Origin of the sequence: Halobellus rufus, from assembly GCF_000739575.1 — an archaeon.
In the GTDB taxonomy this organism is placed as follows: domain Archaea; phylum Halobacteriota; class Halobacteria; order Halobacteriales; family Haloferacaceae; genus Haloquadratum; species Haloquadratum rufum.
The window spans coordinates 18,410-44,470 of the sequence record NZ_BBJO01000014.1 but is presented as its reverse complement, the minus strand read 5'-3'; the positions used below and the strand labels follow the sequence as shown (position 1 = coordinate 44,470).

General features: G+C 64.5%; 21 protein-coding genes and 1 pseudogene. 10 read left to right on the top strand and 12 right to left on the bottom strand.

The genetic code is table 11. The features are described from left to right. Positions 1-157: 157 nt before the first annotated feature. On the top strand, positions 158-1,525 hold the full coding sequence (locus tag ACP99_RS06850; protein WP_049985888.1) for a succinylglutamate desuccinylase/aspartoacylase domain-containing protein: 1,368 nt from the start codon (positions 158-160) through the stop codon (positions 1,523-1,525). Positions 1,526-1,614: 89 nt separating this feature from the next. Further along, positions 1,615-2,796 carry a bifunctional sugar-1-phosphate nucleotidylyltransferase/acetyltransferase gene (gene glmU, locus ACP99_RS06845; RefSeq protein ID WP_049985887.1) on the top strand — a complete coding sequence of 394 codons (1,182 nt, stop codon included), beginning with the start codon at positions 1,615-1,617 and terminating at the stop codon, positions 2,794-2,796. 52 nt (positions 2,797-2,848) lie between these two features. On the opposite strand, the gene ACP99_RS06840 is transcribed toward glmU, so the two are convergent. The 3 genes from ACP99_RS06840 to ACP99_RS06835 all read right to left on the bottom strand — a co-directional run bounded on the left by ACP99_RS06840 (position 2,849) and on the right by ACP99_RS06835 (position 5,193). Further along, complete coding sequence (locus ACP99_RS06840; RefSeq protein ID WP_081927222.1) at positions 2,849-4,183, bottom strand: hypothetical protein; 1,335 nt, start codon at positions 4,181-4,183, stop codon at positions 2,849-2,851. 155 nt (positions 4,184-4,338) lie between these two features. After that, positions 4,339-4,500 carry a hypothetical protein gene (locus ACP99_RS19880; RefSeq protein ID WP_156105621.1) on the bottom strand — a complete coding sequence of 54 codons (162 nt, stop codon included), beginning with the start codon at positions 4,498-4,500 and terminating at the stop codon, positions 4,339-4,341. A 177-nt stretch (positions 4,501-4,677) separates the two neighbouring features. Then, positions 4,678-5,193 (bottom strand): DUF7344 domain-containing protein, encoded by a 516-nt coding sequence (locus tag ACP99_RS06835; RefSeq protein WP_081927220.1) that lies wholly within the window; start codon positions 5,191-5,193, stop codon positions 4,678-4,680. 313 nt (positions 5,194-5,506) lie between these two features. Between ACP99_RS06835 and ACP99_RS06830 the strand changes: the two genes are divergently transcribed. The 4 genes from ACP99_RS06830 (at position 5,507) to ACP99_RS06815 (ending at position 10,400) form a co-directional block, all read left to right on the top strand. Then, positions 5,507-6,646, top strand: a complete 1,140-nt coding sequence (locus ACP99_RS06830; RefSeq protein WP_049985884.1) for a DegT/DnrJ/EryC1/StrS family aminotransferase — start codon at positions 5,507-5,509, stop codon at positions 6,644-6,646. Next, complete coding sequence (locus ACP99_RS06825) at positions 6,639-7,628, top strand: Gfo/Idh/MocA family protein (RefSeq protein WP_049985883.1); 990 nt, start codon at positions 6,639-6,641, stop codon at positions 7,626-7,628. Before ACP99_RS06830 ends, ACP99_RS06825 begins: the two co-directional genes overlap by 8 nt. Before the next feature lie 701 nt (positions 7,629-8,329). Further along, positions 8,330-8,932, top strand: coding sequence for a DUF7344 domain-containing protein (locus tag ACP99_RS06820; RefSeq protein WP_049985882.1), 603 nt, complete (start codon positions 8,330-8,332; stop codon positions 8,930-8,932). Positions 8,933-9,155: 223 nt separating this feature from the next. Beyond that, a complete protein-coding gene (locus tag ACP99_RS06815; RefSeq protein ID WP_049985881.1) occupies positions 9,156-10,400 on the top strand; it encodes a helix-turn-helix transcriptional regulator in 1,245 nt (414 codons plus the stop codon). Between the two features lie 6 nt (positions 10,401-10,406). Here ACP99_RS06815 and ACP99_RS06810 read toward each other — a convergent pair whose 3' ends face one another. After that, on the bottom strand, positions 10,407-11,327 hold the full coding sequence (locus tag ACP99_RS06810) for a glycosyltransferase family 2 protein (RefSeq protein ID WP_049985880.1): 921 nt from the start codon (positions 11,325-11,327) through the stop codon (positions 10,407-10,409). Between the two features lie 114 nt (positions 11,328-11,441). On the opposite strand from ACP99_RS06810, the pseudogene ACP99_RS06805 reads away from it, so the two are divergent. Next, positions 11,442-12,409, top strand: a pseudogene (locus ACP99_RS06805) (AAA family ATPase). Here the strand turns inward: ACP99_RS06805 and ACP99_RS06800 are convergent. The 4 genes from ACP99_RS06800 to ACP99_RS06785 are packed head-to-tail and all read right to left on the bottom strand — an operon-like array spanning position 12,387 to position 15,683. Next, positions 12,387-13,070 carry a DUF7519 family protein gene (locus ACP99_RS06800; RefSeq protein ID WP_049985879.1) on the bottom strand — a complete coding sequence of 228 codons (684 nt, stop codon included), beginning with the start codon at positions 13,068-13,070 and terminating at the stop codon, positions 12,387-12,389. The pseudogene ACP99_RS06805 and the gene ACP99_RS06800 sit on opposite strands and share 23 nt — an antisense overlap. Next, complete coding sequence (locus ACP99_RS06795) at positions 13,067-14,326, bottom strand: DUF58 domain-containing protein (protein WP_049985878.1); 1,260 nt, start codon at positions 14,324-14,326, stop codon at positions 13,067-13,069. The genes ACP99_RS06800 and ACP99_RS06795 overlap by 4 nt, the downstream gene beginning before the upstream one ends. Then, positions 14,323-14,898, bottom strand: a complete 576-nt coding sequence (locus ACP99_RS06790) for a DUF7269 family protein (protein WP_049985877.1) — start codon at positions 14,896-14,898, stop codon at positions 14,323-14,325. Before ACP99_RS06790 ends, ACP99_RS06795 begins: the two co-directional genes overlap by 4 nt. Next, on the bottom strand, positions 14,895-15,683 hold the full coding sequence (locus ACP99_RS06785; RefSeq protein ID WP_081927218.1) for a DUF4129 domain-containing protein: 789 nt from the start codon (positions 15,681-15,683) through the stop codon (positions 14,895-14,897). Before ACP99_RS06785 ends, ACP99_RS06790 begins: the two co-directional genes overlap by 4 nt. A 142-nt stretch (positions 15,684-15,825) precedes the next feature. Here ACP99_RS06785 and ACP99_RS06780 point away from each other — a divergent pair, with 142 nt between their 5' ends. Together ACP99_RS06780 and ACP99_RS06775 are read left to right on the top strand one after the other, a co-directional pair. Then, positions 15,826-16,782, top strand: a complete 957-nt coding sequence (locus ACP99_RS06780; protein WP_049985875.1) for a hypothetical protein — start codon at positions 15,826-15,828, stop codon at positions 16,780-16,782. 139 nt (positions 16,783-16,921) lie between these two features. Then, complete coding sequence (locus ACP99_RS06775) at positions 16,922-19,354, top strand: lipopolysaccharide biosynthesis protein (protein WP_049985874.1); 2,433 nt, start codon at positions 16,922-16,924, stop codon at positions 19,352-19,354. Between the two features lie 144 nt (positions 19,355-19,498). Here the strand turns inward: ACP99_RS06775 and ACP99_RS06770 are convergent, their stop codons facing one another. The 3 genes from ACP99_RS06770 to ACP99_RS06760 form a co-directional block, all read right to left on the bottom strand. After that, positions 19,499-20,719 carry a glycosyltransferase gene (locus ACP99_RS06770; RefSeq protein WP_049985873.1) on the bottom strand — a complete coding sequence of 407 codons (1,221 nt, stop codon included), beginning with the start codon at positions 20,717-20,719 and terminating at the stop codon, positions 19,499-19,501. A 60-nt stretch (positions 20,720-20,779) separates the two neighbouring features. Further along, positions 20,780-22,426 (bottom strand): right-handed parallel beta-helix repeat-containing protein, encoded by a 1,647-nt coding sequence (locus ACP99_RS06765; RefSeq protein ID WP_049985872.1) that lies wholly within the window; start codon positions 22,424-22,426, stop codon positions 20,780-20,782. Between the two features lie 98 nt (positions 22,427-22,524). Then, positions 22,525-23,559, bottom strand: a complete 1,035-nt coding sequence (locus ACP99_RS06760) for a glycosyltransferase family 2 protein (protein WP_049985871.1) — start codon at positions 23,557-23,559, stop codon at positions 22,525-22,527. Positions 23,560-23,726: 167 nt separating this feature from the next. On the opposite strand from ACP99_RS06760, the gene ACP99_RS06755 reads away from it, so the two are divergent. After that, positions 23,727-24,395 (top strand): helix-turn-helix domain-containing protein, encoded by a 669-nt coding sequence (locus ACP99_RS06755; protein ID WP_049985870.1) that lies wholly within the window; start codon positions 23,727-23,729, stop codon positions 24,393-24,395. Between the two features lie 85 nt (positions 24,396-24,480). Here ACP99_RS06755 and ACP99_RS06750 read toward each other — a convergent pair whose 3' ends face one another. Continuing rightward, a complete protein-coding gene (locus ACP99_RS06750; protein ID WP_081927216.1) occupies positions 24,481-25,995 on the bottom strand; it encodes a hypothetical protein in 1,515 nt (504 codons plus the stop codon). Between the last annotated feature and the right edge of the window lie 66 nt (positions 25,996-26,061).

The following is a 26,061-nucleotide window of genomic DNA, read 5'->3' as shown; positions in this document are numbered from 1 at the left end:
TAGGGTGTTTAATCCGTGACCCTCGATTCCGAATTTATTTCTACGGCTCCGAAACCGAGTGACTCGGTGTGTTTGTCGGTCACACGACTATATCAACGCTGCATATGTGAAGGACGCTACTCTCGGGGATCCGCCACGTCTCTCGATACGAACGACAGTGAATCCACAACTAACTCGACGCCGTTTTCTCACGGCCGCCGGAGGGCTCACGCTCGTCGGTGCCGCCGGAGCACAGCCCGTCTCTGCCGACTTTTCGCCGGGTGTCGTCGGAACCGCACCGTACCTCAGCGATCGATTGTACCCGACGATGGGAACGGACGACAGCAATCCCACGCTGGTCGTCTACGTCAACTTCCTCTCGGAAGCCTCCCAGTACTTCGTACAGCACAATCTGGAGCGCATCGTCCGCGAATACGTGGTCCCGGGCCACCTGAATCTCGAGGTCCGATTCCTCTCGTATCGACCGGACGACGTCGACACCTACCTCGTCGGCGACGACGAGGGAGAGGCCCGTGCCGCGCGCGCCGGTCACGGCGTCTGGGACGTCGAACCGGAGAACTTCTGGACGTTCTTCGAGTTCATGTTCTGGAACTTCACGACGAAGACGTACACGCACTCCCGGCTGGAGTCCTACATGGACCTCGCGGGCGTCCGAAACGTCACGAAGATCGCCAACCGGGCGTACAGGGACCGGTACGACGCACTCGTTCGCGGCGCGACCGACGAAGCAGTCCGCTACGGGATCTCCGACGTGCCGCGGATCCGCCTGCTCCGCGATCACAAGCACGGGAACTACGCCGACGTACTCGGCTGGATCCGGAAGCGCCTCGATAGGGCCAACGAAGGGTCGGTTCAGACCCACTCGCTGCTTCCGGGGACCGACTACGAGACGCCGGTGTACGTCATCGAATCGGGGAGACCCGGGCCGACGGCGTTCGTCGTCGGCGGGATTCACGGTGAGGAACCGGAGGGGTACACCGCCGCGAGGCACGTGACTCGGCTCCGCCCGACGGGCGGGAAACTCGTCGTCGTTCCCTACGCGAACAAGCCCGCCGTCGACATCGGAGCGCGGTACACGACCGACGGCGACCTCAACCAGCAGTTCCCCACGGGACCTGAGCCGACGTCGACCCTCGCTCGCGCGCTCTGGGAGGAACTCCGTTCGCACGATCCGGACGTCGTCGTCGACCTCCACAGTTCGAGCGGCATCTACAAGCACGACGGCAAGGTCGGACAGGCCGTCTTCCCGACCGCTGCGACGCCCGGGAACGCGGTGGGTGCCTGCGAGTACGTCAACGAGCAGTACGTAGACCTCTCGGAGTACCCGACGTACTACGACTTCGACTGCGGGAACTCCCTGGACGGATCGCACCCGCGACTCGTTCACAAGGTGTACGGCGACCTCCGCCTCCCGGGGTATCTCGTGGAGACGACCCGAAAGGAGACGCACTTCGAGGATGCGGTGACGTGGGAACTCGCCGTGGCGCGCGATCTGCTCTGGCAGCACGGAGTCCTGCACGGATAGGGCCTCCCAGAAACGCCGGCGAGCAGAGTGGCGGGACTGTGCGCTTATCTCACGGATAATAACGCCCCCCCGTTCCGCACCGATGGGGTATGCAGGCAATCGTACTCGCCGCCGGACGCGGGACTCGAATGCGACCGCTATCGAACGCGACGCCCAAACCGATGCTTTCGGTCGCCGGCCGGCCGATCGCCGAGCACACCGCTGACGCCGCCGTCGAAGCGGGGGCCGACGAACTCCTGTTCGTCGTCGGTCACGGCCAACAGCGCGTACGAGATCACTTCGGAACCGCCCACCGTGACGTGCCCGTCACGTACGTCGTCCAATCGAAACAGCGCGGCACCGCAGACGCCGTTCACGCCGCGAAAGAGCACATCGACGGACCGTTCGCCGTCCTCTCCGGCGACTCCCTCTACGATCCAGACGGCATCGACAGACTGTTCGCGGCCGCACCGAGCGTCGCTTCCATCCGCGTTCCGGACCCGGAGAACTACGGGGTGTTGACCGTGGCCGACGGCGCGGTGTCGGACATCGTCGAAAAGCCCGACGCGCCGCAGAACGACCTCGTGAACGCGGGGGCGTACGTCTTCCCGGCGGAGGCGCGCGACGCGCTCGACGTTCCCGAGAGCGAACGCGGCGAGCGCGAACTCACCGACGTGCTCGAACGGGTCATCGAGGACTTCAACGTCACCTCGGTGACGCTCGACCGCTGGATGGACGTCGGGCGGCCGTGGGAGCTCCTCGAAGCCAACGAGTGGAAACTCGGGACGATCGACAGACGGGTCGACGGCGACGTGAGCGACGACGCGACGATTCGAGGAGACGTCGTCGTCGAGGAGGGGGCGACGATCCGAGAGGAGACCGTCGTCGACGGACCAGCGGTCGTCTCCTCGGGCGCAGAAGTCGGTCCGAACGCGTACGTCCGTGGACGGACGTTCATCGGCCCGAACGTCAGCGTTGAGCGCGCTGTCGAGATCGAAAACAGCGTCCTCCTCGCGGATACCCGGGTCGGCCACCACTCCTACGTCGGTGACAGCGTCGTCGGGCGAGAGGTCGATTTCGGCCCCGGGCTCAAGGTGGTCAACCGCTGTCAGGACGGCAGCGACGTCGTCGTCACGGTCAAAGGCGACCGCGTCTCCACCGGTCGGCAGAACTTCGGCGTCGTCGTCGGCGACGACGTCGGGACGGGGATCGATGCCACGCTCGACGCCGGCGTGAAACTGTCTCACGGGACTTCGATCCCGGCCGGTGAAACAGTGACCCGAGACCGATAGTCGCCTCACACCGGAGCCCCTTCACCGGATTACCGTCGACGCGAGTGGCAGGTCACGTGGCGACCGTCGTCTGCTCGTCGGCGATCAAGGAGGTAACGCGCTCGAACAACTGCTTCGCGCTGCGCTTCGACGTCCCCTCTGCAGTCACTCGAAGGGCCGGTTCGGTCCGGTCCGGCCTGACGACGAACCAGGCGTCGTCGGTTTCGCCGAGCACGCAGCCGTCGGTGGAGACGGACTCGAAGCGCTCCTTCGCGTCTGCGGCGACCCGGATCATCTCGCTGGCGAGACTGTCGACCCCGAACGACTTACAGTAGAGCGGATACGCTGGGACGTCCGTGAGTTGCTCGGCGAGAGCCGCGCCGTCGTCAACGAGACTGGCGAGTTTGATCGCCGACAACGCGGCGTCCGGACAGGGCGACTCCTGTGGCCACTGGTGGACGCCGTTCGGGTCACCGCCGAAGACGACGTTTGCGGACCCTCCCGGACGCGGCCAGGAGTCCCGTTCCGCCTCGGGTCTGGTGACCTGTCCCCCGACGTCGGCCACGACGTCGTCGATCCGCCGACTCGCACCCTGCGGGATCGCAACGCACGCACCGTGGCCTGCGTCGCGTACCGCGCCTCGCGCGAACAGCGCCACTAGCGAGTTCCCCTCGACGATCTCACCGCGTCCATCGACGACGACGAGTCGCTCTGCGTCGACGCCGTGTGCGACGCCGAAGTCGGCGTCGGAGGTCGCGACCGCGCGTCGCAGCGTCGCGCACACGTCGTCCCCCGGCGAGATGCGTCCCTGCGGGAGCGCGTCGTCGCTCGTGTCGGCGAGGCGGTCCACCTCGCAGCCGAGTTGGTCGAGGGCCTCGGCCGTGACAGCGGTCTCGTACTCGCCGACGGCCACGGCCACGCGGGTGTCGGAGAACGTCGGGCGGTTCTCGCAGAGCCGTTCGACGTGACGTGCGGTGGCGTCATCCAATCGTCGTTCCGACCCCAACTCCCCCCACGAAGCGATGTCGGCAGTCGATCGGTTGACCCGCCGGACGATTTCGCTCTGCTGCTCCCACGAGAGTGGGGACCCGTCGCCGTCGAACAGCTTCAGACTGGCTCGTTCGGGTCGCCCACCGACGGCGACGACCGCGACGCCGCCGTCACCGCCCAGCCGGCTGACGCTGTTCGCGACCGTCGGGCCGGCCGTCTCTCCGAGCCGCACGACCGTCCCACCGCACTCGCGGATCCCGGTGGAGACGGCGTCGGCCAGGAGCCGTGCGCTCTCGCTCGGGGAGTGTCCGAGGACGATCTCGTCGCGGTTGCTGGTCAGGGCACGACCGGTCTTGAGGGCGAGTTTCGCGGTCACGTGGGAACCGTACGTACCCCGGATACGTGCTGATGCGAACATACCACACTACACCGCCGAAGCGATGATTACTATCGACCAGATAATCCGACGCGGCTACGCTTAGCGTCTGACAAAACCACGAGTTGAGCCGCGGCTCCGCCGGGAACGCCCTAACCGACGCCGACGTGGCGGTCCCGATCGCCCCCTCACCGCGTTCACAGCGCGAGGCTGATCGTCCCAGAGAGGAGGAACAGGAACACGAGTTGGTGCGTCCGAGCGAGCGACAACCGGGTCAGACCCGTGTGTCCTACCCCGGAGGTGACGAGTGCGAGTCCGACGAACGTCGCGCTCATCGGGACGAACTGGCCCGAGAGCATACGCTATCTCGCCCTCCAGACCGGCGCTCCTGAGACTCGGTTCGACTCGGCAACGTTCTGATCGAGCACGCCGATAGATAGGCGAAATCGACACTTGCTTATGGAGGCGATAACCGAATCGGGAGCGTCTGCTCGGGGACGTTGGTTTCCGTGGGTTTCTGCGTCGGCGACCGACCCTCACGCGCGTGAGATAAAATAGAGGACGACGAGTCCGGCCGGAACGAGTGCCGTCGACGTACCGACGGGGAGCAGGTCCGACGCCGCGACGGCGACGCCGAGCAGGCCGACCACCAAGACGGCGAGGTCCGTCAGCAACCTCTTCGAGACCGTGACGCGCTCTCCGGTCAGCGCGGTCGCGTCCGATGATCCATCACCGACGGACGCTCCGTGCTCTGGGCCCGAATCCGGCGACATCGATCGCCTCGCTGCCTCGTAATCAGTCGCGTACACCCGGCCAGTCGCCTCGTCGAAGACGATCCGCCCACTGTTGTCGAGGGCGGGGAGGTCGAAGTCGTAGAGCGTGCTGTGTATCTCCTCGTCGGTCGGGACCATTCCGTCGGTCTCTGCGTGGAACCACTCGGAGAGTTCGACCGTCAGTTCACCGACCGTGTACGGCGTCGTCGGTCGTTCGTCGACGAGCGAAACGATCTCCTCGCGGCGGTCACTCTCCGAGACGCCACCGAACCCGGGCATAACGTCGAGCTCCGGTGTGGCCCCTGTCTCAGTATCGTCCGGGCCACTGGGTGACCGCGTCGGGGACATCCGTGTCTGGATACATCGGGCCTGTGAAAATAAAACCCGGGTGTGGCCGTCTATCGTACGCCGAAACCCCCCTCTGGATGCGTGACGGGCTTATCTGACTCATAATAATGCGGAGACAGTGCCGAGCATCGTCAGCGGTAGAATCCGCAGATCACGCTATGAGAGGCACACGTCGAAACCAGAAGGGAGTCGAGCAGCCCGCGGGCGACACCGCGGTCGAACCGAACCGGGAGGGGGCGCGTCGATGACCGATCGGATCTCGATCGCCGACCCAGAACTCGGAGACGCCGAACTCGCGAACGTGGAGTCGGTCATCGAGTCCGGGATGCTCGCAGACGGCCCGGAGGTCCGCGACTTCGAGGCCGCGTTCGCGGACTACTGCGACGTCGGACACGGCGTCGCGACGTCGAACGGGACGACGGCCCTCCACACGGCGCTCGAAGCGGTGGGCGTCGAACCGGGGGACCGAGTGCTCACCACGCCGTTCTCCTTCGTCGCCACGGCGAACGCGATACGCCTCGCCGGGGCCGAACCCGTCTTCGCCGACGTCGACCCGGAGACGTTCAACCTCGATCCCGAGAGCGTCGAAGCGAAGCTCGAAGCCCTCGACGGCGACGTCGAGGCGATGGTCGCCGTCCACCTCTACGGTCTCTCGGCACCGATGGATCGCCTTCGCAGCATCGCCGACGACTACGACGTGGCCGTCGTCGAGGACGCCGCGCAGGCGCACGGGGCGAGCTACCGCGGCGATCCGGTGGGGTCGCTCGGGGACGTCGCGTGCTTCTCGTTCTACCCGACGAAGAACATGACCACCGGCGAGGGAGGGATGGTCCTCACCGACGACGAGTCCATCGCTCGGCGGGCGGCGAGTTTCATCAACCACGGGCGCGAGTCCGACGGCTACCGCCACGTCTCGGTCGGCCACAACTTCCGGATGACGAGCGTCGCGGCGGCGATGGGCCGGGCGCAGCTCGATCGGCTCCCCGAGTTCGTCGAGGCGCGTCGCGAGAACGCGTCGCGTCTCGATCGCCTGCTCGCGGACACGGACGCGGTCACGCCCGCGGTCCCGGACGGGTACGACCACGCCTATCATCAGTACACGATCCGCGTCGGCAATCGAGCGGACGTGGCCGACCAACTCGACGAGCGGGGGATCGGAACCGGCGTGTACTACCCGCGTTGCATCCACGACCAACCGGCGTACGACGGCTACGACGTCCAGGCACCCAACGCAGAACGGGTCGCCGAACAGGTGCTCTCGCTGCCAGTGCACCCCGCTCTCGATGACAGCGAGGTCGAACGGATCGGAACCGTCCTCCGGGACGAGGTGTCTATCGCCTCGCCCGAGGGTCCGGCCGCGGTCGCGGAGGTGGCCGATGACTGACGAGCGAGTGAACGCCGGGGTCATCGGCGTCGGAAGTATGGGGCAAAATCACACGCGCGTGTACGATGAAATCGACGAGACGAACCTCGTCGGCGTCTTCGACGTCGACGGCGAGCGGGCGACCGAGGTGGCCGCCGAGTACGGAACGACCGCGCTGTCGATGGACGAACTGCTGGCAGTCGCCGACGTCGTCTCTGTCGCCGTCCCGACGCAGTTCCACTACGAGAACGCCAAGCGCGCCCTCCAGTCTGACGTTCACGTGTTGGTCGAGAAGCCCTTCGTCGAAGATCCCCGGAACGGCCGAGAGCTGACCGCCCTCGCCGACGAACGCGACCTCGTCCTGCAGGTCGGGCACATCGAGCGGTTCAATCCGGCGATCCAGACGCTCGGCGACCTCGTCGACGATCTCGACGTCTACGCGGTTTCGACCGAACGCCTCGGCCCGCCCGTCGACCGGATGATCGACGACACCGTCGTGATGGACCTGATGATTCACGACCTCGACATCGTCCTCGACCTCGTCGACGGCGAAGTCGAATCCTACAACGCGGTCGGGACGCCGAAGGGCCGCTACGCGAACGCGAACCTCCGGTTCGACTCGGGCGTGACCGCATCACTCACGACTAGTCGGGTCACCCAAGAGAAGGTTCGGAAGCTCACGATCTCGGCCGCCGACTGCCGGGTGAAAGTCGACTACATCGACCAGAGCATCGAGATCCACCGATCGTCCGTTCCCACTTACATCGACGACGAGTCGTTCCTCCGCCACCGTCACGAAAACCTCGTCGAAACGCTCTCGGTCGAGCAGGTCGAGCCCTTGAAGAGCGAACTCCGGTCCTTCGCGAACGCCGCCCGATCCGGCTCGGATCCGGTCGTCGACGGCGAGCAGGGCCTTCGTGTGTTGAGTTTGACGAAGTCGCTCGACGCCGAAGCCACGTCGACAGCGGATCGAAAGACGCCGGTACGGATCGACGCTGACTGACGCGTCCTTCGTGGTCTCGGCGAGTTTCTGTACGTTGCAGCGGGTTCTTCTCTTCGAGTTAGATAGCTGCTGACAGTACGGACGCCTTACGGTCCTCTGGCCCGTGCACGTAGCTCCCGACGTCCGTCCCGATCGCTTGATACCCCTACACTGAGGGGCGTGAATCTCCGTTTGTCCGACGATCCGAAACACTGCCTCGACACGGCGTCAGTGGCTACCAGCTACTGCCCGGATATGACGCGAAGCCCCTACGCTCTGCAACCGTCAGACGGCCGTTTCTGTTCGGAAAGCCGGTCTTCCGCTCGCCGTATCTCGGCGATCCACCTTTGCACGGATGAGGTCTGCGTGGAGCCAACACCCACCGTTCACTCCGAGTGATACCGGGTTCACCACCGCATTTGGGATCGACGACTAGCGGTGGGAATCCCCGACAGAACTAGCCCTCAAAAAATAGTATCAGAGAATAGGTAGGTATGTTCCGTTTTCGGAGTGACCGAACCGTTTCTCGGACGGTCAACTCGGTTCTATTCGGATTTAGGGACTCCCACGTCAGACAGTTGTTGTACTTTCTATGTTGGCGCAGTATTGCGATTATTCCCTGAAACAGTTCGAAACAATGCCGAAACGACGCTGCAACAATCGAGAACAATCGAGATGGACTCGGGCATTTATTTGGGTCCCAGATAACAGTCAGGGTGAGTATGACTACTCAAGTAAGCGGCAACGAAAATGCGCTCGTCGATCAGCACGCGACGCCGAAAGAGGAGAAAACCGAGCTCGGGAAGGACGAGATCTACCACCTGCTCCAAAACGAGCGGCGCAGGAAAGTACTGGAGTACCTGCGTGACCGCGAAGGACCCGTTCAGATGCGCGACATCGCCGAACAGGTCGCCGCGTGGGAGCACGACACGACCGTGCAGGCGTTGATGTCCGACCAGCGCCAGCGCGTGTACATCGCGTTGTATCAGGCGCACCTGCCGAAGTTGGACAAGGAGGGCGTCATCGATTACAACCAGAGCCGAGGGATCGTCGAGAAGAAGCCCCTCGCAGAGGAACTCATCGCTCACCTCGAAGCACCCGACGCGCAGGACGATGAGGCCGAAGACGAGCCGGATCGTCCGTGGGGATGGTACTACCTCGGCGTCTCGGGTGCGAGCTCCCTGCTGATCGGAGCGTCGGTCCTCCAAGCGCCGTTGATCGGCGCTATTTCGTACCTGTCGGTCGCGCTGGCGATTATGAGTGGCTTCACGACACTCACCTTCTGGCAGGTTCTCGACGATCTCCGTGCGGTCGATGGTAGATAAGACTGCGAAGGAGAGCGTTTATTTCCACATACCGCGGAACAGCCGTTATCTAACCTAATTCCGACGGATATATTGCGCAATTAAAATGTGTTACATCACGACGGGAAGCGCGGTATGAAAACGACGTTCGATTGCGAGAGATTCATAGTAGTCCGCAAAAATTACCTACAAGGACAACGCAGGCACCTATGAGTTCTGGCCCCCTCCGATCGCGAGGTTCACGATGAAATCCGCCCTGAAGACCCTCCGGAGCGGTGGGACCCTCCGCCGGATCGTCGATACGCTGGGCGGCACAGGAACCCCGACGAGAAACTTCGGTCGGATCTCGTTTCTCCTCACGGTGCTTGCGCTCGTCGCGGTCGTCTTCGCTGCGCCTGTTTCGGCGGCGAACGGATCGCAGGTAAACGTCCAAGCGGAGTTCAACGAAACCGTGCCCGCCAACCAAACGGGCGAACCGGTGCTGCTCTGGAAATCGGAGCCGAATACGCTGAACGCGACGTTCACCGCCACGAACCAGACGAGTATGTACGAGGTTTGCGTGTCCGACGACACCGGGGACAACGTGACCTGTAAGACCGAGAGTAGCATCTCGGGTGAGCACACCGTGCAGTTTGCCTACGAGAACCTCTCGGCGTTCGAGGGTTCGAGCAACGTCACCGTCGTCGTTCGGGACGATTTCCCCGGTCGGTCTGAAACGCTCGGCAACGACACGATCGAAATACGGACAATCGCCAAAGACGGAGACATCGACGGAGACGGGCTCTCGAACGAGAACGAGCTGAAGAACGGGACGTCGATGACGATACGGGACACCGACAGAGACGGCCTCGAAGACGGCCCGGAAGTGAAAAACTACGGCACGTCTCCGACCTCACCGGACACCGACGGGGACGGGATAACGGACGCGCAAGAGGTCTCTATCGGGACCGACCCACGATCGGTGGACACGGACAACGACGGTCTGAACGATAACCTCGAAGTCAGGCTGGGAACGGACCCGACGAACAGGGGGACAACGATGGTGGTCCTGCTCGCGGGCGGGACGTTCTTCGGCGTGGTCGCCGTCTGGGGGTGGATGGCGCTCGACTCTTCCGGGGTCGCGTCGGCGTCGTTGCTCCCGACGGAGACAGCCCTGTTCGATCGATTCTCGGAGGACGACGACGAGCCGAACGAGGAAGAAGCGGATTCGCCGCCGTCGATGGAGTTCGACGAGAACGAACTCCTGAAATCGTCGCAGCCGATGCTGAGCGACGAGGACAGAGTCGTCCAACTGCTGCGCGAGAACGGCGGTTGGATGTACCAGGGCCGGATCGTCGAGGAGACGGATTGGTCGAAATCGAAGGTCAGCCGCTTGCTCTCTCGAATGTGCGACGACGGGATGATCGAGAAGATCAGCGTCGGACGGCAGAACCTCGTCGCCGAGGAGGGGTCGATGCCGGAGGGCGCAAAGTCGCCGTTCGACGAGTGAGCGGTTTCAGGAATCGCTCCTAGCGCCGGCACGGACGCCTCGAAGCGCATTGAAGGCCAGCCCCGGTAGCTGCGAGGGGGAGAGCGTCGCGCCGGCGCTGAAGTACGTCAGCGCGGTTCGGAACCGACCTTCGCGGAGATACGTCGACGCGACCGCGTGTTTCTGAACCCCGGTCACGTTGTAGCCGCGCGTTTCGAGTTCGACCACGTCCTCCGCGAACGTTTTGAGGAAGTGCGCGTTCGCGCGGCGAACCGCGTCCGCGTCCGGACCGCCGGAGGGGTATCGACGCAACAGTGGTTCGTCCACGTAGGCGAGTTTCCCTTCCTTGAGCACGCGGATGAGGAACTCGGTGTCCTGGTACCGATCGAACGACTCGTCGAATCCGCCGATCCGGTCGACGACGTCGGCCTCGACGACGAGCGTCGATCCGGCGCTGGTGTGGACGTTCTCCAAGAAGATCTCCTTGACGAGTTCTTCGCCCCCCTCTGCGCCCTCCCGAGAGGAGTGTCCGCCGACGAGCGATTTACACCGCTCCCAGAGAGAGTTCTCCGCGCCGTCGTCGATGAGCGTCGTCCCGCAATAGGCGGCGATCCACTCGTCGGAACGCTGCTCTAACGTCCGTACCTGTCGTTCGAGTTTCTCTCGGGCCCACTCGTCGTCGGAGTCGAGGAGTGCGATGTACTCGCCGGTGGCGGCGTCGATGCCCGTGTTTCGGGCGGCACTCCCCCCGCGGTTCGTCTCGTGAGCGAGGTAGCTCACGCGGGAGTCGTCGTAGGAGGTGACGACGGACTCGGTGTCGTCGGTCGAAGCGTCGTCGACGACGATCACTTCCAGATCCGAGAGCGTCTGGCCGAGCGCGCTGTCGATGGCGCGCGGGAGGTCGGCCGCGCGGTTGTACGTGGGTATGATGACGCTCACTGTAGGCATCGAGTATCGACCGACAGTCCTGCCCGGCATCCCTTTATTACCGGGCAGGTAACGGAGCGGTCCGTTTCGGCTTATCAGTTGGATAATAATGGGCGGATACTTCGAGGGTGGCGTATGGACCTCGACCAGGTTGACGAGCGAGGCGCGCGCGTCCTCGACGAGGTGTCCCGGTCAGTCGTCGCTGACAGGGCCGTGCTGCGACGCGTTCTCACCGGCGTGCTCGCCGGAGGACACGTCCTCTTGGAGGACGTCCCCGGGACCGGAAAGACCCTGACGGCGCGGAGTTTCGCCACCGCACTCGGGCTGTCGTTCTCTCGGGTCCAATTCACGCCGGACCTCCTCCCGTCCGACGTGACGGGGACGTACGTCTTCGACGAGCGCGAGGGTCCTTCGAGTTCAACGAGGGACCGCTGTTCGCCAACGTGGTCCTCGCCGACGAGATCAACCGGGCCTCGCCGAAGACGCAGGCGGCCCTCCTCGAAGCGATGGCCGAGCGACAGGTGACCGTCGACGGCGAGACGCACCCGCTCCCGACGCCGTTCTTCGTCATCGCCACGCAGAACCCAGTCGAGCGGGGAGAGGGCACCTTCTCGCTACCGGAGGCGCAGAAGGACCGGTTTCTCATCAAAGATAGCCTCGGCTACCCCGATAAAGCGGCCGAACGGGAGCTTCTCGACCGTCGGGACGCGCGCGACACGTCCACTCCGTCCGTTTCGCGCGTCCTCTCCGCGGACGTCTTGAGCGAGATGCAGCAGGCCACCGAGACCGTCTACGTCGAAGACGGCATCAAGGAGTACATCGTCGACCTCGTCCACGCGACTCGCTCGGACTCCCGCACCGCCGTCGGCGTCTCCCCTCGCGGTTGCCAGCGGCTCTTCGAGGCCGTTCGCGCGACGGCCGCGATCTACGGGCGGAGCTTCGTCGTCCCCGACGACGTGAAAGCGATCGCCCACGAGACGCTCGCTCACCGACTCGTTCCGACGGCGGAGGCGAAGGTCGAAAACGTGACCCGAGAGCAGATCGTCGACGACGTGCTCGCGGAGGTTTCCGTGCCGACCGTCAGTCGTGGAGGGCGAGCGTGAGCGCGACCACTCCGACGAGCACGAGCGCGAGCGAGTGAAGTGACAGTCCGTCGACGCCGACGCCTTTGACGACCAGTCCGGTCCCCACCGAGACCGCGCCGACGAGACCCGTCCCGGCGAGATGTGTGACCTCGATGGTCCACGTCCGCGCCTCGTCGCCGAGTTGTTCCCCGACGGTAACGGCGTTCTCGGCGGCGTCCCACGCGGCGACGACCCCCGCACACGCGGCGAGTGCGACCGCACCGCTGACCGATCCGAACAGCGCCCCCGCCAGAACCGCGAAGAGGACCGACGCCGATCCGGCCTTGAGAAAGAGCCGGGAGCCGACCGCTCGCATCGGGAGCGTCGCGAGGCCGAGACAGCCGATCCCGGCGACGCCCAGACCCACTTCGATCAGCCCCGCCAGATCCGTCGTGCTCGACGTCGCGAGAGCGATTCCGGCCAGTCCGACACCACCCCCGACCGACAGAGCCGCGGACCCGTGGAGGCGGCCGTCAGAGCGGAACCGGTGGGCTCCCGCTCTCGCGACGACGAGGCCGAGGACCACCGCGAGGACTCCCATCGACGAGTCGGGTTCGAGGACCGAGACGACGGTCGCGGCGATGCCGAGCGAGAGGAACGAACTGAGTCGGGCGGGGCGTCTGTCGAGCGGTGCGCTCATAGTCGATCGTTCAGTTGTCGCTCGACCGCGAGCCGCAGCGGAGTTTCCGGCGTCCAGTCGACGACCGGCACGTCGGCCCGCCGGAGCGATCGAATCCGGTTCGTTCGTTCGACGGTCGCCAACCGCTCTCCCGCGGTCCCGTCGGTCGTCACGTCGGGTGACACGACCGTCACCGGGTGGTTGCGACTCTCGAATCGGTTCACCGCGTCGACTGCACCGCCGTCGCAGAGCGGCGAGACGAAGACGATCTGCGTCCGTTCGGCGAGCCGAACCAGCAGCGACTGCACTTGCGCGTCGATCGGCTCTTCGTCGCCGGTTCCCCGCTCGGAGAACGACAGATGCGTCGCCAGGCGGTGTCGTAACTTCTGGCGGTGATCTCCCCCGCTGGCCGGCGCAGCGAAGAACGGCTCCGCCGAGATGGCCGCGAGGCCGACGCGACACCGGTTCGAGAACGAGGAAACCAACTGCGCCGCCGCGGAGATGCTCGCGTCGACGGCGTTCGCTCCGGACGGGGAGCTTCGCCGGGACGTCTCACGGGCGTCGACGAGAACCACCGCAGAGAGCGCCCGCTCCGAGCGGAACTCGACGGTCGTCAGCCTCCCGGTCGACGCGTACCGCTTCCAGTCGATTCGACTCGGAGGGTCGCCACGCCGGTAGGCCCTCGTCTGTTGAAACTCGATTCCTGACCCCGTTCCGTCGGAAACGGCGGTACCCGCGACATCGAGCGCCTGACCGCGGTGGGGCGGCTCCGGAAGGGCGCTCGTGCAATCGAGGACGGTGGCGCTGTCGGTCCGCAGCGCGACCTCGACTTCTTCGGTCCCACTCGGGTCTCTAACGATGGCTGTCGCCGCTCCGAAGGGGTGATAGCCGCGTTCCGCCTCGACGACGTAGGAGAAGGTCCGGGTCGCCCCGGGCGGGAGAACCATTCCCCGCCTCGGGGATCTCTCGACGACCGAGAGCGCCGGTGGGACGCCGTCGACGACGCGGCAGTCGAAAAGCAGCGAGGATCCCTCGTTGGTGATCGCTACGGTCACTTCGACCTCGTCGCCCTCGGCGGGCGACGGCGCGTCCACCCGGCGTTCGATCCCGAGCGCAGGCGTCGGCACCGACGCCGTTCGGCTGTAGGCGGCGAAGACGACACCTACCGTCGAGAGCAGGAACACCGCCCGTTGCTCGGCCAACAGACCTGCCGCGGCGACGGCGAGCGAGACCGCGACGATCCCTCGCCACCGGTTGGTCCGCGTCGGGATCGTCACTGGGTATCACTCCGGGCGAGATCGTATACCGCGTCTGCGGTCCGACGCGCGCGGAATTCGGCCGGTAGTTGGAACCGCACGAGAGCGGCGAGAACAGCAGTGACGGTCCGCCCACGTGATGGGTCGAGGAAGGCCGCAGCGACGCCGTCGTCGGTCCACTCGCCGCGTTCTACGGCGCGCCGTGCGCGGGTCCGCCCGCAGTTTTCCGCGTGCATCGTCGCCTTGACGGCGGCCGTGCGAAGTCGGTCCTCGATCACGTCGGTGGCGTCGGCACTGCCGACGGGTGTCCGAAAGCCCCAGCGCCGGACCGACTCGTCGAACTCGCGGCCGGGGTGCGGATACTGGACCGGCGTCTCCGGGTCGGGCGTCTCCGTCTGTCGGAGGTTTCGGGTTCTGCCGGAGGCGAGGACCGCGATCGCAGCCAGCAGCGCGGTCCCGGCGAGGAGCGCGATCAGCAAGTAGTCTCCGCCCGATTCGACGGGAGCGGCTGATACGGAGACGTCTCGGACACTGGCACCGAGGGCGAGACAGAGCACGCCGACGCCACCGAGGAGCGTCTGCCGAGTGTTCATCGATCCTCTCGCTGCTCGCTTCGACGAAGCTGATCGAGGTACTTCCGCGCACGTCGCCGTCGCTCCTCGGTGACCGGCGCGTCGCCGTACCTGACCTCCTCGAACAGCTCCGTCAGCGACCAGACGGTGGTTGCGTCGGCCCCTTCCCGGCGGGCGAGGGCGGCCCGCTCGCGGGGCGTCAGCGGTTCGCGATCTTCGAGTTTCAGTCGGCGGACCATCTCGTGCCACGCTTCGGTGACCTCGTTTTGTGGCCGTGGCGTTCGACCATCACTATCTGTGGTCCGAATCTCGGCGTCGGACGGAGGGCTACGGTCGTCGACGTCGGACCGCTGACGGAAGCGGTCAAACAACCGTGGACCGTAGCGAGCGGCCAGCACGGCGCCGGCGAGTGCGACGAACGCGCCGAAGACCACGAGAAGCCGGCTCAGCAACGACCGGAGGTACTCGAAGAGGCGCGTCAGCGCGGAAGTCCGAAGCGTCGACGCCTTCGACTCGGCTGCGGACTCGCCGGCGGCCGGTGACTCGGTCGACGCCTGTCTCTGACGCGCGCGCACGGTGTCTGATCCCGCCGCGTCTGCGGACGAGCCCGAATCTCCGGCGAGCGACCGATACGTCTGCTGGACCTCGCCGGCCTCCTCCCCGCTCATCGGGAGCGAGGCGTAATCGAGGTCGACCGCCTCGCTCGGTGTGGAATCCACCGCAGACTCGAGGGACCCTGCCGCCGACCCGACGGCGAGTAGGCAGACGAGAGCCAGCGCGAGCGTGAGCACTCGATCTCGGTTCATTCGAACCGCCCTCCGTGAGTGTGGATTGGTATCACGTTTGTTGGCCATCGCGCGTCTTCGCTCCTTATTATCCGGACGATAAGCGCCGGCTACGTACTCGATAATAACGAGGGGAGCGTGTGACGTAGCGGTCGAGACCGAAATGGAACGCAAATCGACCACGGTGAAACGCGTGAGCATCGCGCTTCTCGTCGGCCTCCTGATGACGACAGCGGGCTGTTCGTCACTGAGTGGTGCCGACGAGGGCGGACCGACCGTCGACGACGGGACCGGCACGACCGCCGCCGTCGAGAGCAACGAAACGACGACTGCGGAGTCGGCCACGGAGGACGGACACTCCCACTCACACACGGAGTCGAACGCGTCGACCGAAGCCGCTAGCGTGGAGATCGACGCCGAGTACAGCGGGGAGATGGCCGTGATGATCGCCGGCGACCGCGTCGACCTCGAACGGAGTCTCGGCGACGACGCTCCCGTTCGAATGCACGACGTCGATACGTGGGCCACGAACGAGAGCGTGACGCTCGCGAACGTCCTCTCGGCGGCGGGAGTCGAGGCGGAGGAGTCGTCGCTCTCCTACGACGGGGAGTCCTACGACGAGTCGGCCGACGGGACGGAGATCAGTTACCGCGTCGGGAGCCACGAGGTCGATCCCGAGGAGTACGTGCTCGAATCTGACGACGAAGTCTGGGTCCTAGTCGTGACTGACGATTCGGACGTCGCCACGCCCGGCGAGTACATCCCGCCGGAGCAACTCCACGTCCACGGAACGATCGACTTCGTCGTCGACGGGCAGGAACTCGACTTCAGCCGGGAACGATACCAGCAGGCCGGACACAACGATCACTTCCACTTCGAGGGCGGCCACGCCGAGCCGTGGCACGCTCACTCGGCACACGTCACGCTCGCCTACGGGCTGTCGACGCTGGAGGGCATCAACGTGACCGACGAGGCCGTCGTCTACAACGGGACGAGGTACCCCTACGACGGTGAGAACGGGACCGCCACGGTGACGGTCAACGGCGAACCCGTCGACCCGACGGAGTACTATCTGAAGAACGGCGATTCCGTCGCCATCGAGATCGGATCCTCGGACTGATCCCCCGCTACCTCGGATTTATGCACGTACGCAACCGGACAGCACGCGATCAGGACTCGATACGCCATCGATATCGGCGGTTCCGACCGACGAGTGCAGCCGCGGCGGGAGGCCCGACGGAGCGACTATGAGGCGGAATATGGTCACTGCGTTCCTCTCGATCGTGGGAGGACGCATCTTCATCGTGCTGTCCTCGGTGGTACTGACGCCGATTCTCATCACGACCCTCGGATTCGAGCTGTACGGACGGTACAGCACGCTCACGGCGGTCTTCGGCATCTCGACGATCCTGATGAGTTCGGGGATCAACAGCGGCGCTCGCAAGTATCTCTCCGAGGACCGATCGCACCGGAACTGGGAGACCCACGTCTTCGGGTACTACTTCCGCTTGGGAACCGTCCTCGCGGTGTTGACCGCGGTCGCGTTCGCCGCCGCGGCGCGGTTCGGGATCGTGACGAGGTACTTGGGCCCCGAGTACGTCGTCGGTTTCTACGGGCTGGCCGGACTGACCATCGCGACGCAGTTCCGCGAGTACTCACGACGCGCGCTGATGGGGCTCAAGCAGGAGCACCGTTCGGAACCACTCCGAGTCCTGAACAAAGTCGGCTCCCGACTCGTTCTCATCGGTATCGCGTACCTCGGGTTCGAGATCGGCGGACTGATGGTCGGACTCGTCGTCGTCAACAGCCTCGTCGCGCTGCTCGCGCTGTGGTGGCTCCGGACGAACGTTTCGCTACGCGGCATCTTCAGTCGGACACCGGACCGGTTCCCGACCCGGGAGCTGTTCAGCTTCAATCACCTCTCTGTCGTGTATATGCTGTTTCTCACGTCGATGTACCACGTCGACGTGCTGATGCTCGCCTCCCACGTCACGGAGACGCAGGTCGGCTACTACAAGTCCGCGCTGGTCATCAGCCAGTTCCTCTGGGTCATCCCGCGGTCGATCCAGTCGATGCTCATCCAGTCCGTCTCCGACCTGTGGGCGGCCGGCAGAACCGCGCAGATAACCGAGATCGCCTCGCGGGTGACGCGCTACGGGATGTTGGTCGTACTCCTGCTGTCGATCGGCCTCGGGACGCTGGCGAAGGACTTCGTCCCGCTCTATCTCGGCGAGGGGTCGATGCCGGTCGTTCTGCCACTCCTCGTTCTCCTCCCCGGAACGATCGGATTCGCCGTCGTCAGACCGATCCTCGCGATCAGTCACGCGAAGGCGGACATGAAACCGCTCATCGCGGCGACGGGCGCTGCGGCGCTTCTCAACCTCGTATTGAACGCGGTTCTCATCCCCAGATACGGGATCACGGGGGCGGCGATCGCGACGACGACGGGGTACTCCTCGCTCCCGATATTCAACCTGTTCAGCGCGCGCTATCTCGGATTCAAGCCGTTCGCCGACGCGCGGATCGGCCGCGTGCTCGGGACTGGGCTGATCGCGGGCGTCCCGATCGTACTGGTCTCGATGGCGATCGGGCAACGCCTCCTCGCGCTGGCGGTCGTCCCGCCGGTCGGGTTCGTCGTCTTCGTCACGGTGGCGTTCCTGACCGGCGCGGTCGACGTCGACGAGGCGCTCGACGTGCTGTCGTCGCTCCCGGGCCCGATCGGAGCGCGCGCCAGCGCCATCCACTCCCGCCGTACCGGACTCGGTGGTGACGGGCCGTCGTGGGGGAACGAGTCGTGGGCCGACCGTCACAAGGACACGTTCCAGCGCGGCCTCCTCGTGATCGGCGTGCTCCTCTCGCTGTCCGGCGTCGTACTCGCCGTGGGGGCACCCGACGTCGGCGTCGGACCCTCGGTCGATGGTGACTCGCCGGTCCCGGAGGTGAACGCCACGACGCCGATCACGGACACCCCGATGCCGACGACGACCGAATCGGAGACTTCGACGGCCACCGGGACGGAAACTCCAGACACGTCGACGCAGACAGAGACGGAGAGTCCGACGGAGACGACCACGCCGACGGAGACGACTGAATCGGACGACGACGGCGGGTTCTTCGGTGGCGGCGGCGGCGACGACGGAACGACAACTGAAACGGCCACAACGTCGGAGACGACGACGACCGAAACTTCCACGGCGTCGGAGATCACGACGACGCAGACGTCGACGGACACGACGAATTCGCCGACCACAGAGACCGCGACGACTACCGAGTCGTCCACGACGGATGCCGCGAGCACCACTGAGTCGTCAACGACGACAACCGCAACCACCACGGAATCATCCGCGACCACTACCGCAACGACCACGGAGTCGTCCACCACGGACACCACGACGACTGAATCGTCCACGACGACTACCGAAACGACCACGGAGTCATCCACCACGGATACTGCGACGACGACGTCGTCGAACGAGACTACCGGAGACGACACGTCGACGGCAACCACGACCGACTCCTCGACCACCACTACCACGGAGAGCACGACCACAGAGACGTCGGACGGGTCGCTCCTGATGATACAGCCGCTCTCGTCGATCGGCTCTTGGTGGACAGAGATCGAAGGAACACTGATGTACCACTCTGCGCTCTTGGGGTCGGTTGCGATCTTGGCCGGACGGAATCTACGGTAGCGGATACTGATTTCGGTCGACTACGTGTAACATCGCTATCGGCGACGTGGAGCGAACGGATGAACCGGCCTGCGCCGGAACGGGGCGCGATCCGTGCGATGGAGAAAAGAAAGCCCTCTGAAACGGGTTTCCTGAGTCCGCCTCTCAGGGCGTCGGGGCGACAGGCGCGCTTCGATGTTCGTCGAGGACGTCGACGTACAGGTCGGCGATCTGTTCGCAGACGGTCTCCCACGTGTACTCGTTCGCGTAGGACTCGATGGCGTCCTCGTCCCACTCGCGGTCGAGGGCGGTTTCGATCGCCCCCGCGAGTTCGTCGTGCGCCTCCGGTCCCTCGACGAGGAGGCCGTACTCGTCGCTCGTGACGACTTCCTCGCTGCCGCCGTTCTCGGTGGCGACGACGGGCGTTCCGCAGGCCATCGCCTCCAGTTGGACGACGCCGAAGCTCTCGCTGTAACTCGGGAGGACGAACACGTCTGTGGCGTTCATCCAGTCGTTCAGCACGTCCGGTTCGAGGTAGCCCAGGAGAGAGGTACGGTCCTCGATGCCGAGCTCCGCGGCGAGCGTCTCGAGCTCTCCGCGCATCCCCCCCTGACCGCCGATGACGAGCCTCGCGTTCGGTTTGGACTCGTGGACTCGCGTCATCGCGCGCATCAGGTGTTGGAACCCCTTCCGAGGCTTCAGGGTCCCGAGCGCGAACACCACCGGTGGTTCCTGATCGATGCCGAGGCGCTCCCGGGCCACGGCCGTAGAGATCCGCTCGAAGGTATCGGTGTCGTATCCGTTCGGGACGTATACCACGTCGTCGTTGTACGCCTCCAGCTTCGAGCGGTCGCTCCGGTTGACGCGGATGAGCCGATCGGCGTCCTCCCACGCGGTCTTCAGTCGGTCGTTGTCGGATTCGAGTTGCTGCTCGAACCAGTTCCGGTTCGCGTGGACGGTGAGAACGTACGGAATGTCGAGTTCCTGCTTGAGGCGTGCGCCGACGTACCCCGACGTCCACGTGATGTGACAGTGTATCAGATCGAAAGAGACGGGGTGTTCTTCGAGCTTCTTCCGGACCTTCCGGGCGTGCTGTTGACCGAGCAGGTGATCGCGGTGGAGATCGACTGGGAGGTACGCGAGCGGTACTTCGATGACATCGACGTTGTCCGGAACGTTCTTGCGGGCGATCTTCGCGTCTTTGCCGAACCCCGCACCGGCGTCGATCGGGAGCCGTGACGCGACGTCTGCGAACCAATTGTACCTGACGCAGACGGTGACGGAGTTCACGTACTCCGCGAGGACGTCCACCTGTGACTTCACGAAGTGTTTGTAGCCGTGTGAGACGACGAGCAGGTCCATATCGGCCAGGCGTTTCTGGTTCATCCGTACCCGTCGTTGCCGCCCCGAGACTATGATTATCGGGAGGGTAAGGTCGAAGCCCTCTCAGGCGGGAGGCAGTTCCGAGTTCTCGATGACGAACCCTTTCGCGCCACGGTCGATGTATCCACCGTAGAGCACGGAATCGGTGACGACGACGTCGGTGCCGGACTCGTACAGTTTCATCGCTTGCCGTTCGCTGTACGACCGTGCGGTTATCTCGTCGAAGCGGGTTCGGTTGCCCTTGTTGATGAACGGGTGGTGGGTAGAGGAGTAGCTCCCGCCGACGAACAGGGTGTCGTCGGCCAGAATCTCCGCACAGCGCCGGTAGTGTGACCCGGGCTGGTCGACGGTCAGGTTCTCGAACCGAGCGTTCGACCGTTCGATCCGAATGGCCTCACGCTGCCCATCGCCGGGTGCGTTCCCGGAAATCGACACTCCCTCGACGAGCACCATCGAGTCCTCGGGGGCGTTTCGGCCCTGCAGGTAGATCGCGAAGTTCGATCCCCCGATCTCGATGGTGGAGTCGAGGATTTCGAGGCTGCCGGCATCGGGCGTGGTCTGGATGCCGCGAGCGCACCCGTCGCCGTCGTCGTTCAGGACGATCGTGCAGTTCTGGACCGTCGCCGTCTCCACGTCGTTGAGCACCCGGATGGCGTTCTCTGCCGGTCCGGTCACCTCGACTGTCGTGTTCTCGACGGTGAGCCCCGCGCCGTCGTCGAGTCGGATACCGCGTTGGCTGATCCCAGGGACCAGGTCGTCGATGACGACTGTGGCGTCGCGGATACTGCTCCCGTGGCCCTTGAGACGGATCGAGGAGACGGTGCTGTTCCTGTAGGTTCCGCCCTCGACGTGGACGACGCCTTTCGCGCCCGAAACGTACAGCCCGTTGTCGGGGAATCGACCGAGTTCGCAGTCGACGATCCGGAGCGTCCCCGCGCTGTTGGGGTCGATGAGCATCCCCGTCGGGCCGAGCGAGATGTCTCCGATCGTGTTCTCGCTGAACTCAGCGCCGTCCGGCGCGCTGAACCGCTCGACGGTCCCGGTTCCGTTCGCGTTCATCACGCCGAAGAGCGCCGGACCGAACGTCCCCGTGTCGTGTTGTCCGTCGATGGTGACGTCGCGGACTTCGAGTCCGTCGGTGACGTACGCCTCGACGGCACGGATCCCCGTCTGCGCCTCGGTGAAATCGAAGGTGAACCCCTCGAAGAGGAGGTCGCGTCCGGGGGCGTAGATGACGCCGAGTCGGAAGAACCGCGCCGGACCGTCGAAGTCGCCTTCGGTGACGACGTTTCCGTCGATCGCGTCGATTTTCCCGTGTGCGATCGTCGCGTTCGGGCCGTAGAACCCGAGGTTGTCGAACCCCGTCTTTCGGAGTTGGCGGTTCATCAGGTACCGGCCTTCCGGGAAGACGAGGAGCGTATCGTCGCCTACGTTCTCCGAGAGGACGCCGTCGATCGGATCGTTCCCCGTCGGATCGGCCCCCAGATCGACGACGTTGAGGACCGAGTCGAATCGGTCGAGGTACGCCTGCGGTACGTCGACCGTTATCGTGTCCGCTTGGGCAGTGGGAGCGGTCGCAGACACGTACCCACCCACCGCGAGCGCTCCGGCCGCCCCGAGGAGGTAGGATCGTCTGCTAAGTGTTGAGCCATCGCAAGTGTCCGGTTCGCAGTTCTCCGAGGAGTGAGTTTCACGGGTCGCCTCTTTCATACGAGAGAAGACTCGGTAGACCGACTACCGTCTCTCCCTTCATATGTGTGCTTTTTATATATGTCCCGGAAACTGATGTGTGAGGTGTTAACTCGGGTCTATTCACTCGCCTCGATTGGCACATCTGTGTCGTAGGTGTCGTCGTAGACCTGCAGTTCGAGGGGGGCGTTGTCGTCGCGATCGAGCACGACGCCGACGAGGAGGAAGGCCGTTCCGAGGAGTAGGCCGATCGCCCAGCTCCCGAGCCCCGAGGGCCCGTCACCGTCGTGCATCACCCCGGACCCGACGAGCCCAGCGGAGGCGACCATCGAGACGACTGTACCGAGGACGTAAAATGCGGCCAGCGGGTGGAAGTCCCGCAGCAGGTACTTCTGTTTCAGCCGCCAGAAGTAGTTCCGCAGCAGCATACCCGAAACGCGAGGGACGTACTCCCCGTAGTCGATGTGGCTCTTCCACTCGTCGTCGTAGAGATACTCCGCGGAGCACGCGACGTCGGCGACGCGAAGGTTCTCGACGTTGAGTTTGACGAGGAGGTCGTTGCAGTACCCGTAGTACTCGTACATATTTTCGATGTCGGCCGACGCCAGCGCTTCGTAGGAGATGGCGGTGTAGCCGTTCTGCGGGTCCATCGTCTGCCAGTATCCGCTCGCGAACTTCGTCAGATACGAGAGAACCGAGTTGCCGACGAGGCGGAACCCCGGCATCGCTTCGAGGTCCTCGCGCTTCATGAACCGGTTCCCCTTCGCGTAGTCGGCGTCACCCTCGGCGATGGGGTCGAGGTACTTCGCGAGCTCGGCCGGGTTCATCTGACCGTCGCCGCCGAGAACGGCCGTGATGTCGACTTCGTCCTCGAGTGCGCGGAGGTATCCAGTCTTGAGTGCGCCGCCGACGCCGCGGTTCTCGTCGTGTTGGATCGGGACGACGAGGTCGTCGTACCCATCCGCTTCGGGCGTTCGTTCGGCGTTGACCGCCTCCGCGTGCGTCACGATCTCCTCCCACGTGTCGTCTGTCGATCCGTCGTCGACGACGTACGCCACGTCGACGAACGACGGGATCGTGTCGATGACGTCCCCGACGTACCCTTCCTCGTTGTAGGCAGGCACGACGACGGCGATAGAGTTCTCCTTGTACATAGAATTGGGATTCGGTACCGCTGAGTCGGGCTCCGGGGGTCGTTATTATGTGTCTCGTAGCAACGGGAGCGGGTCCGTCTCACAACCAGCGGTTCTGCTTCTGAAGTAGTTTCCGCGGCTTATCATCCGAATAATAACCGGTGCCCCCCGGGGATTGTCCAGTAGTAATGCCGGTAGGACGTGATGAGGACTCGCGGCCGATCTATCTCGAACTCAGTCTCGACGACCCGCGGTTGATACTCTCGACGTTCACTGCCGACACGCCGTACGCGGTGGAGTTGGAGTTCCAACCGACCGACGGGCTGGGCTGGGACTGTGCGTTCGTCGTCGTCGACGGAGGAACGACCGAGTCGCTGTTGGAGTCGCTGCAATCGGACTCGACCGTCGAAGACGCGGAGTTCCTCGGGGAGATCGGCGAAGAGAGGCGGTTCAGAGTGCTCTTTCGAAACGGCGTACAACTGATCCCACAGTCGTCGACCGAGATGGGCGTCCGCGTCATCTCCGTTCGCCACCGAGACGGGTCGTGGCGCGTTCAGATGCAACTTCCCGCCCACTCGACGCTGCACCGGGTGCAATCACACTACCACGATCACGACATCACCTTCCGCGTAAAGCGCCTGCACGTCGCTCGTGAGACCGACGCCGGGTCCGAGACGGGGCTGCTCCCGGCGCAGCACGAAGCACTGCTGATCGCCCACAAGAGCGGTTACTTCGACGTGCCGCGCAAAACGTCACAGGAGGAACTCGCTGCCCGACTCGGGATCTCGAAATCCGGAGTGTCACAGCGCATCCGCCGTTCCATCAGCAGGCTCATCGAGTCCACGTTGTCTCCGTGAGAGCGGCCGAGATCCGACCGAGACACGCCCTGCGCGTCCAGATTGGTCTCCAAGGAGGCGAACTCGCGGGGACCAGACACCACGGCTAGAGGAACGAGTTGTCGCTGTACGTCACGTCGACGTCACCGTACTCCCAGACGTCGTTGTAGATCGCCGACTCCGAGATCGTCACGTCAGTGGACCCGTCGAGGATCTTCATCCCCTCGTAGCCGTCGAGCGATCGGGTGGTGATGCCGTGGAACGTCGTCCCGTCGCTCTCGTTGACGATCGGGATGTGAGTCGCGTCGTAGTGGCCCCAGGTGAACCGACAGCCGTCACCGAGGACCTTGACCGCGCGCCGGTAATCGGTACCCGTCTGTTCGACGTCGAACCGATCGAACGTGCCGTTACCCCGTTCGATCCGTACCGCGTGGCGACCGTGAGTGCCGTCACCGCCGCCGGTGATACTCGATTTCAGGACGTACACTCGGTCTGCGTCCGGGCTGCCTGGGCCTTCGACGTGGAACGCACACCCGGGCGTGTTGAACTCGATCTCGGAGTTTATCAGGTCGACCTTCCCCGACTCCGGTGAGACGGAGACCGCCTTCGTGGGCACGTCTCCGTCGACGACGATGTCGGTATCCTGAATCCGGGCCCACTCCACGTCGTTGAGGATACTGATCGCGCGTCCGTTGGGCTCTGAAAGCCGGATCTCGACGTTTTCTACCCAGTTGTACGCCCCGCCGTCGAGGCGGATGGCGCGCTGATTGCGATCGTCTTCCCGGTGGGAGTCGACGACGACCGTCGCGTCGTGGATCGAACTGTAGTCGCCCGACAGGCGGATACACGCGATATTACAGTTTTTGAATATCCCGCCCTCCACGACGACTCGGCCGCTGTCCGTAGAGCAGTACAGGCCGTTGTCCGGCCACGCGCCCACCTCGCAGTTTCGAACCCACAACTTCCCCTCGTGATAGGGCGAGACGATGATCCCAGTGGGGCCGACGTCGATGTCACCCGGCGTGTACTTGGAGAACTCACCGCCTTCCGGGATCCGGACGTTCTCGATCGAGCCGATCCCGGAAGGATCCGTGATATCGAACAGGAACGGGCCGAACTTCCCGCTGTCGTGCTGACCGACTACTTCGAGGTCCTGCACCAACAGGTCGTCGCTGACCTGGGCCTGTACCGCGCGCAGTCCCGTGTGATCGGCGGTGAAATCGAAGTCCAATCCCTCGACGTAGAGGTCGTCTCCGGGCTGGCTGTACGTTCCGAGCTTGAACAGCCACCGACCGTCGTATCCGGGGTCAGGAACGATCGTCGCGTCGTCGCCGCTGAGACCGAACCCCTGGAAACCGACGTGACGGTACTCGTCGTCCATCAGATACCGGCCTTCCGGGAAATACAGTATCGTGTCGTCGTCGCGCGGCAACTCCTCCAAGACGGGGTTTATCGGCTCCTCGCCCGTCGGGTCGGCCCCGTACTCGACGACGTTCAACCAGTCTTTGTCCGCAGAGGCCGTCCCTGCGAAGGAGGCGGCCGCGAGCGCTCCCCCCAGCCCCCGGAGGACTCCTCGGCGTGTGACGATCCTGTCGCTTCCGTCTCCGCGTTCTTCAGACATCGGGAACCAGTCCCGACGCTCGCCTAATGAGTATTTTTAGGGTTTTTCGTATTTTCCAGCTTGAAT

Coding starts and splice junctions, on each gene's coding strand:
- glmU (WP_049985887.1), top strand. CDS start 1,615: ATGCAGGCAATCGTACTCGCCGCCGGACGCGGGACTCGAATGCGACCG.
- ACP99_RS06840 (WP_081927222.1), bottom strand. CDS start 4,183: ATGTTCGCATCAGCACGTATCCGGGGTACGTACGGTTCCCACGTGACC.
- ACP99_RS19880 (WP_156105621.1), bottom strand. CDS start 4,500: ATGCTCTCGGGCCAGTTCGTCCCGATGAGCGCGACGTTCGTCGGACTC.
- ACP99_RS06835 (WP_081927220.1), bottom strand. CDS start 5,193: ATGCCCGGGTTCGGTGGCGTCTCGGAGAGTGACCGCCGCGAGGAGATC.
- ACP99_RS06830 (WP_049985884.1), top strand. CDS start 5,507: ATGACCGATCGGATCTCGATCGCCGACCCAGAACTCGGAGACGCCGAA.
- ACP99_RS06825 (WP_049985883.1), top strand. CDS start 6,639: ATGACTGACGAGCGAGTGAACGCCGGGGTCATCGGCGTCGGAAGTATG.
- ACP99_RS06820 (WP_049985882.1), top strand. CDS start 8,330: ATGACTACTCAAGTAAGCGGCAACGAAAATGCGCTCGTCGATCAGCAC.
- ACP99_RS06815 (WP_049985881.1), top strand. CDS start 9,156: ATGAAATCCGCCCTGAAGACCCTCCGGAGCGGTGGGACCCTCCGCCGG.
- ACP99_RS06810 (WP_049985880.1), bottom strand. CDS start 11,327: ATGCCTACAGTGAGCGTCATCATACCCACGTACAACCGCGCGGCCGAC.
- ACP99_RS06800 (WP_049985879.1), bottom strand. CDS start 13,070: ATGAGCGCACCGCTCGACAGACGCCCCGCCCGACTCAGTTCGTTCCTC.
- ACP99_RS06790 (WP_049985877.1), bottom strand. CDS start 14,898: ATGAACACTCGGCAGACGCTCCTCGGTGGCGTCGGCGTGCTCTGTCTC.
- ACP99_RS06785 (WP_081927218.1), bottom strand. CDS start 15,683: ATGAACCGAGATCGAGTGCTCACGCTCGCGCTGGCTCTCGTCTGCCTA.
- ACP99_RS06780 (WP_049985875.1), top strand. CDS start 15,826: ATGGAACGCAAATCGACCACGGTGAAACGCGTGAGCATCGCGCTTCTC.
- ACP99_RS06775 (WP_049985874.1), top strand. CDS start 16,922: ATGGTCACTGCGTTCCTCTCGATCGTGGGAGGACGCATCTTCATCGTG.
- ACP99_RS06770 (WP_049985873.1), bottom strand. CDS start 20,719: ATGAACCAGAAACGCCTGGCCGATATGGACCTGCTCGTCGTCTCACAC.
- ACP99_RS06765 (WP_049985872.1), bottom strand. CDS start 22,426: ATGAAAGAGGCGACCCGTGAAACTCACTCCTCGGAGAACTGCGAACCG.
- ACP99_RS06760 (WP_049985871.1), bottom strand. CDS start 23,559: ATGTACAAGGAGAACTCTATCGCCGTCGTCGTGCCTGCCTACAACGAG.
- ACP99_RS06755 (WP_049985870.1), top strand. CDS start 23,727: ATGCCGGTAGGACGTGATGAGGACTCGCGGCCGATCTATCTCGAACTC.
- ACP99_RS06750 (WP_081927216.1), bottom strand. CDS start 25,995: ATGTCTGAAGAACGCGGAGACGGAAGCGACAGGATCGTCACACGCCGA.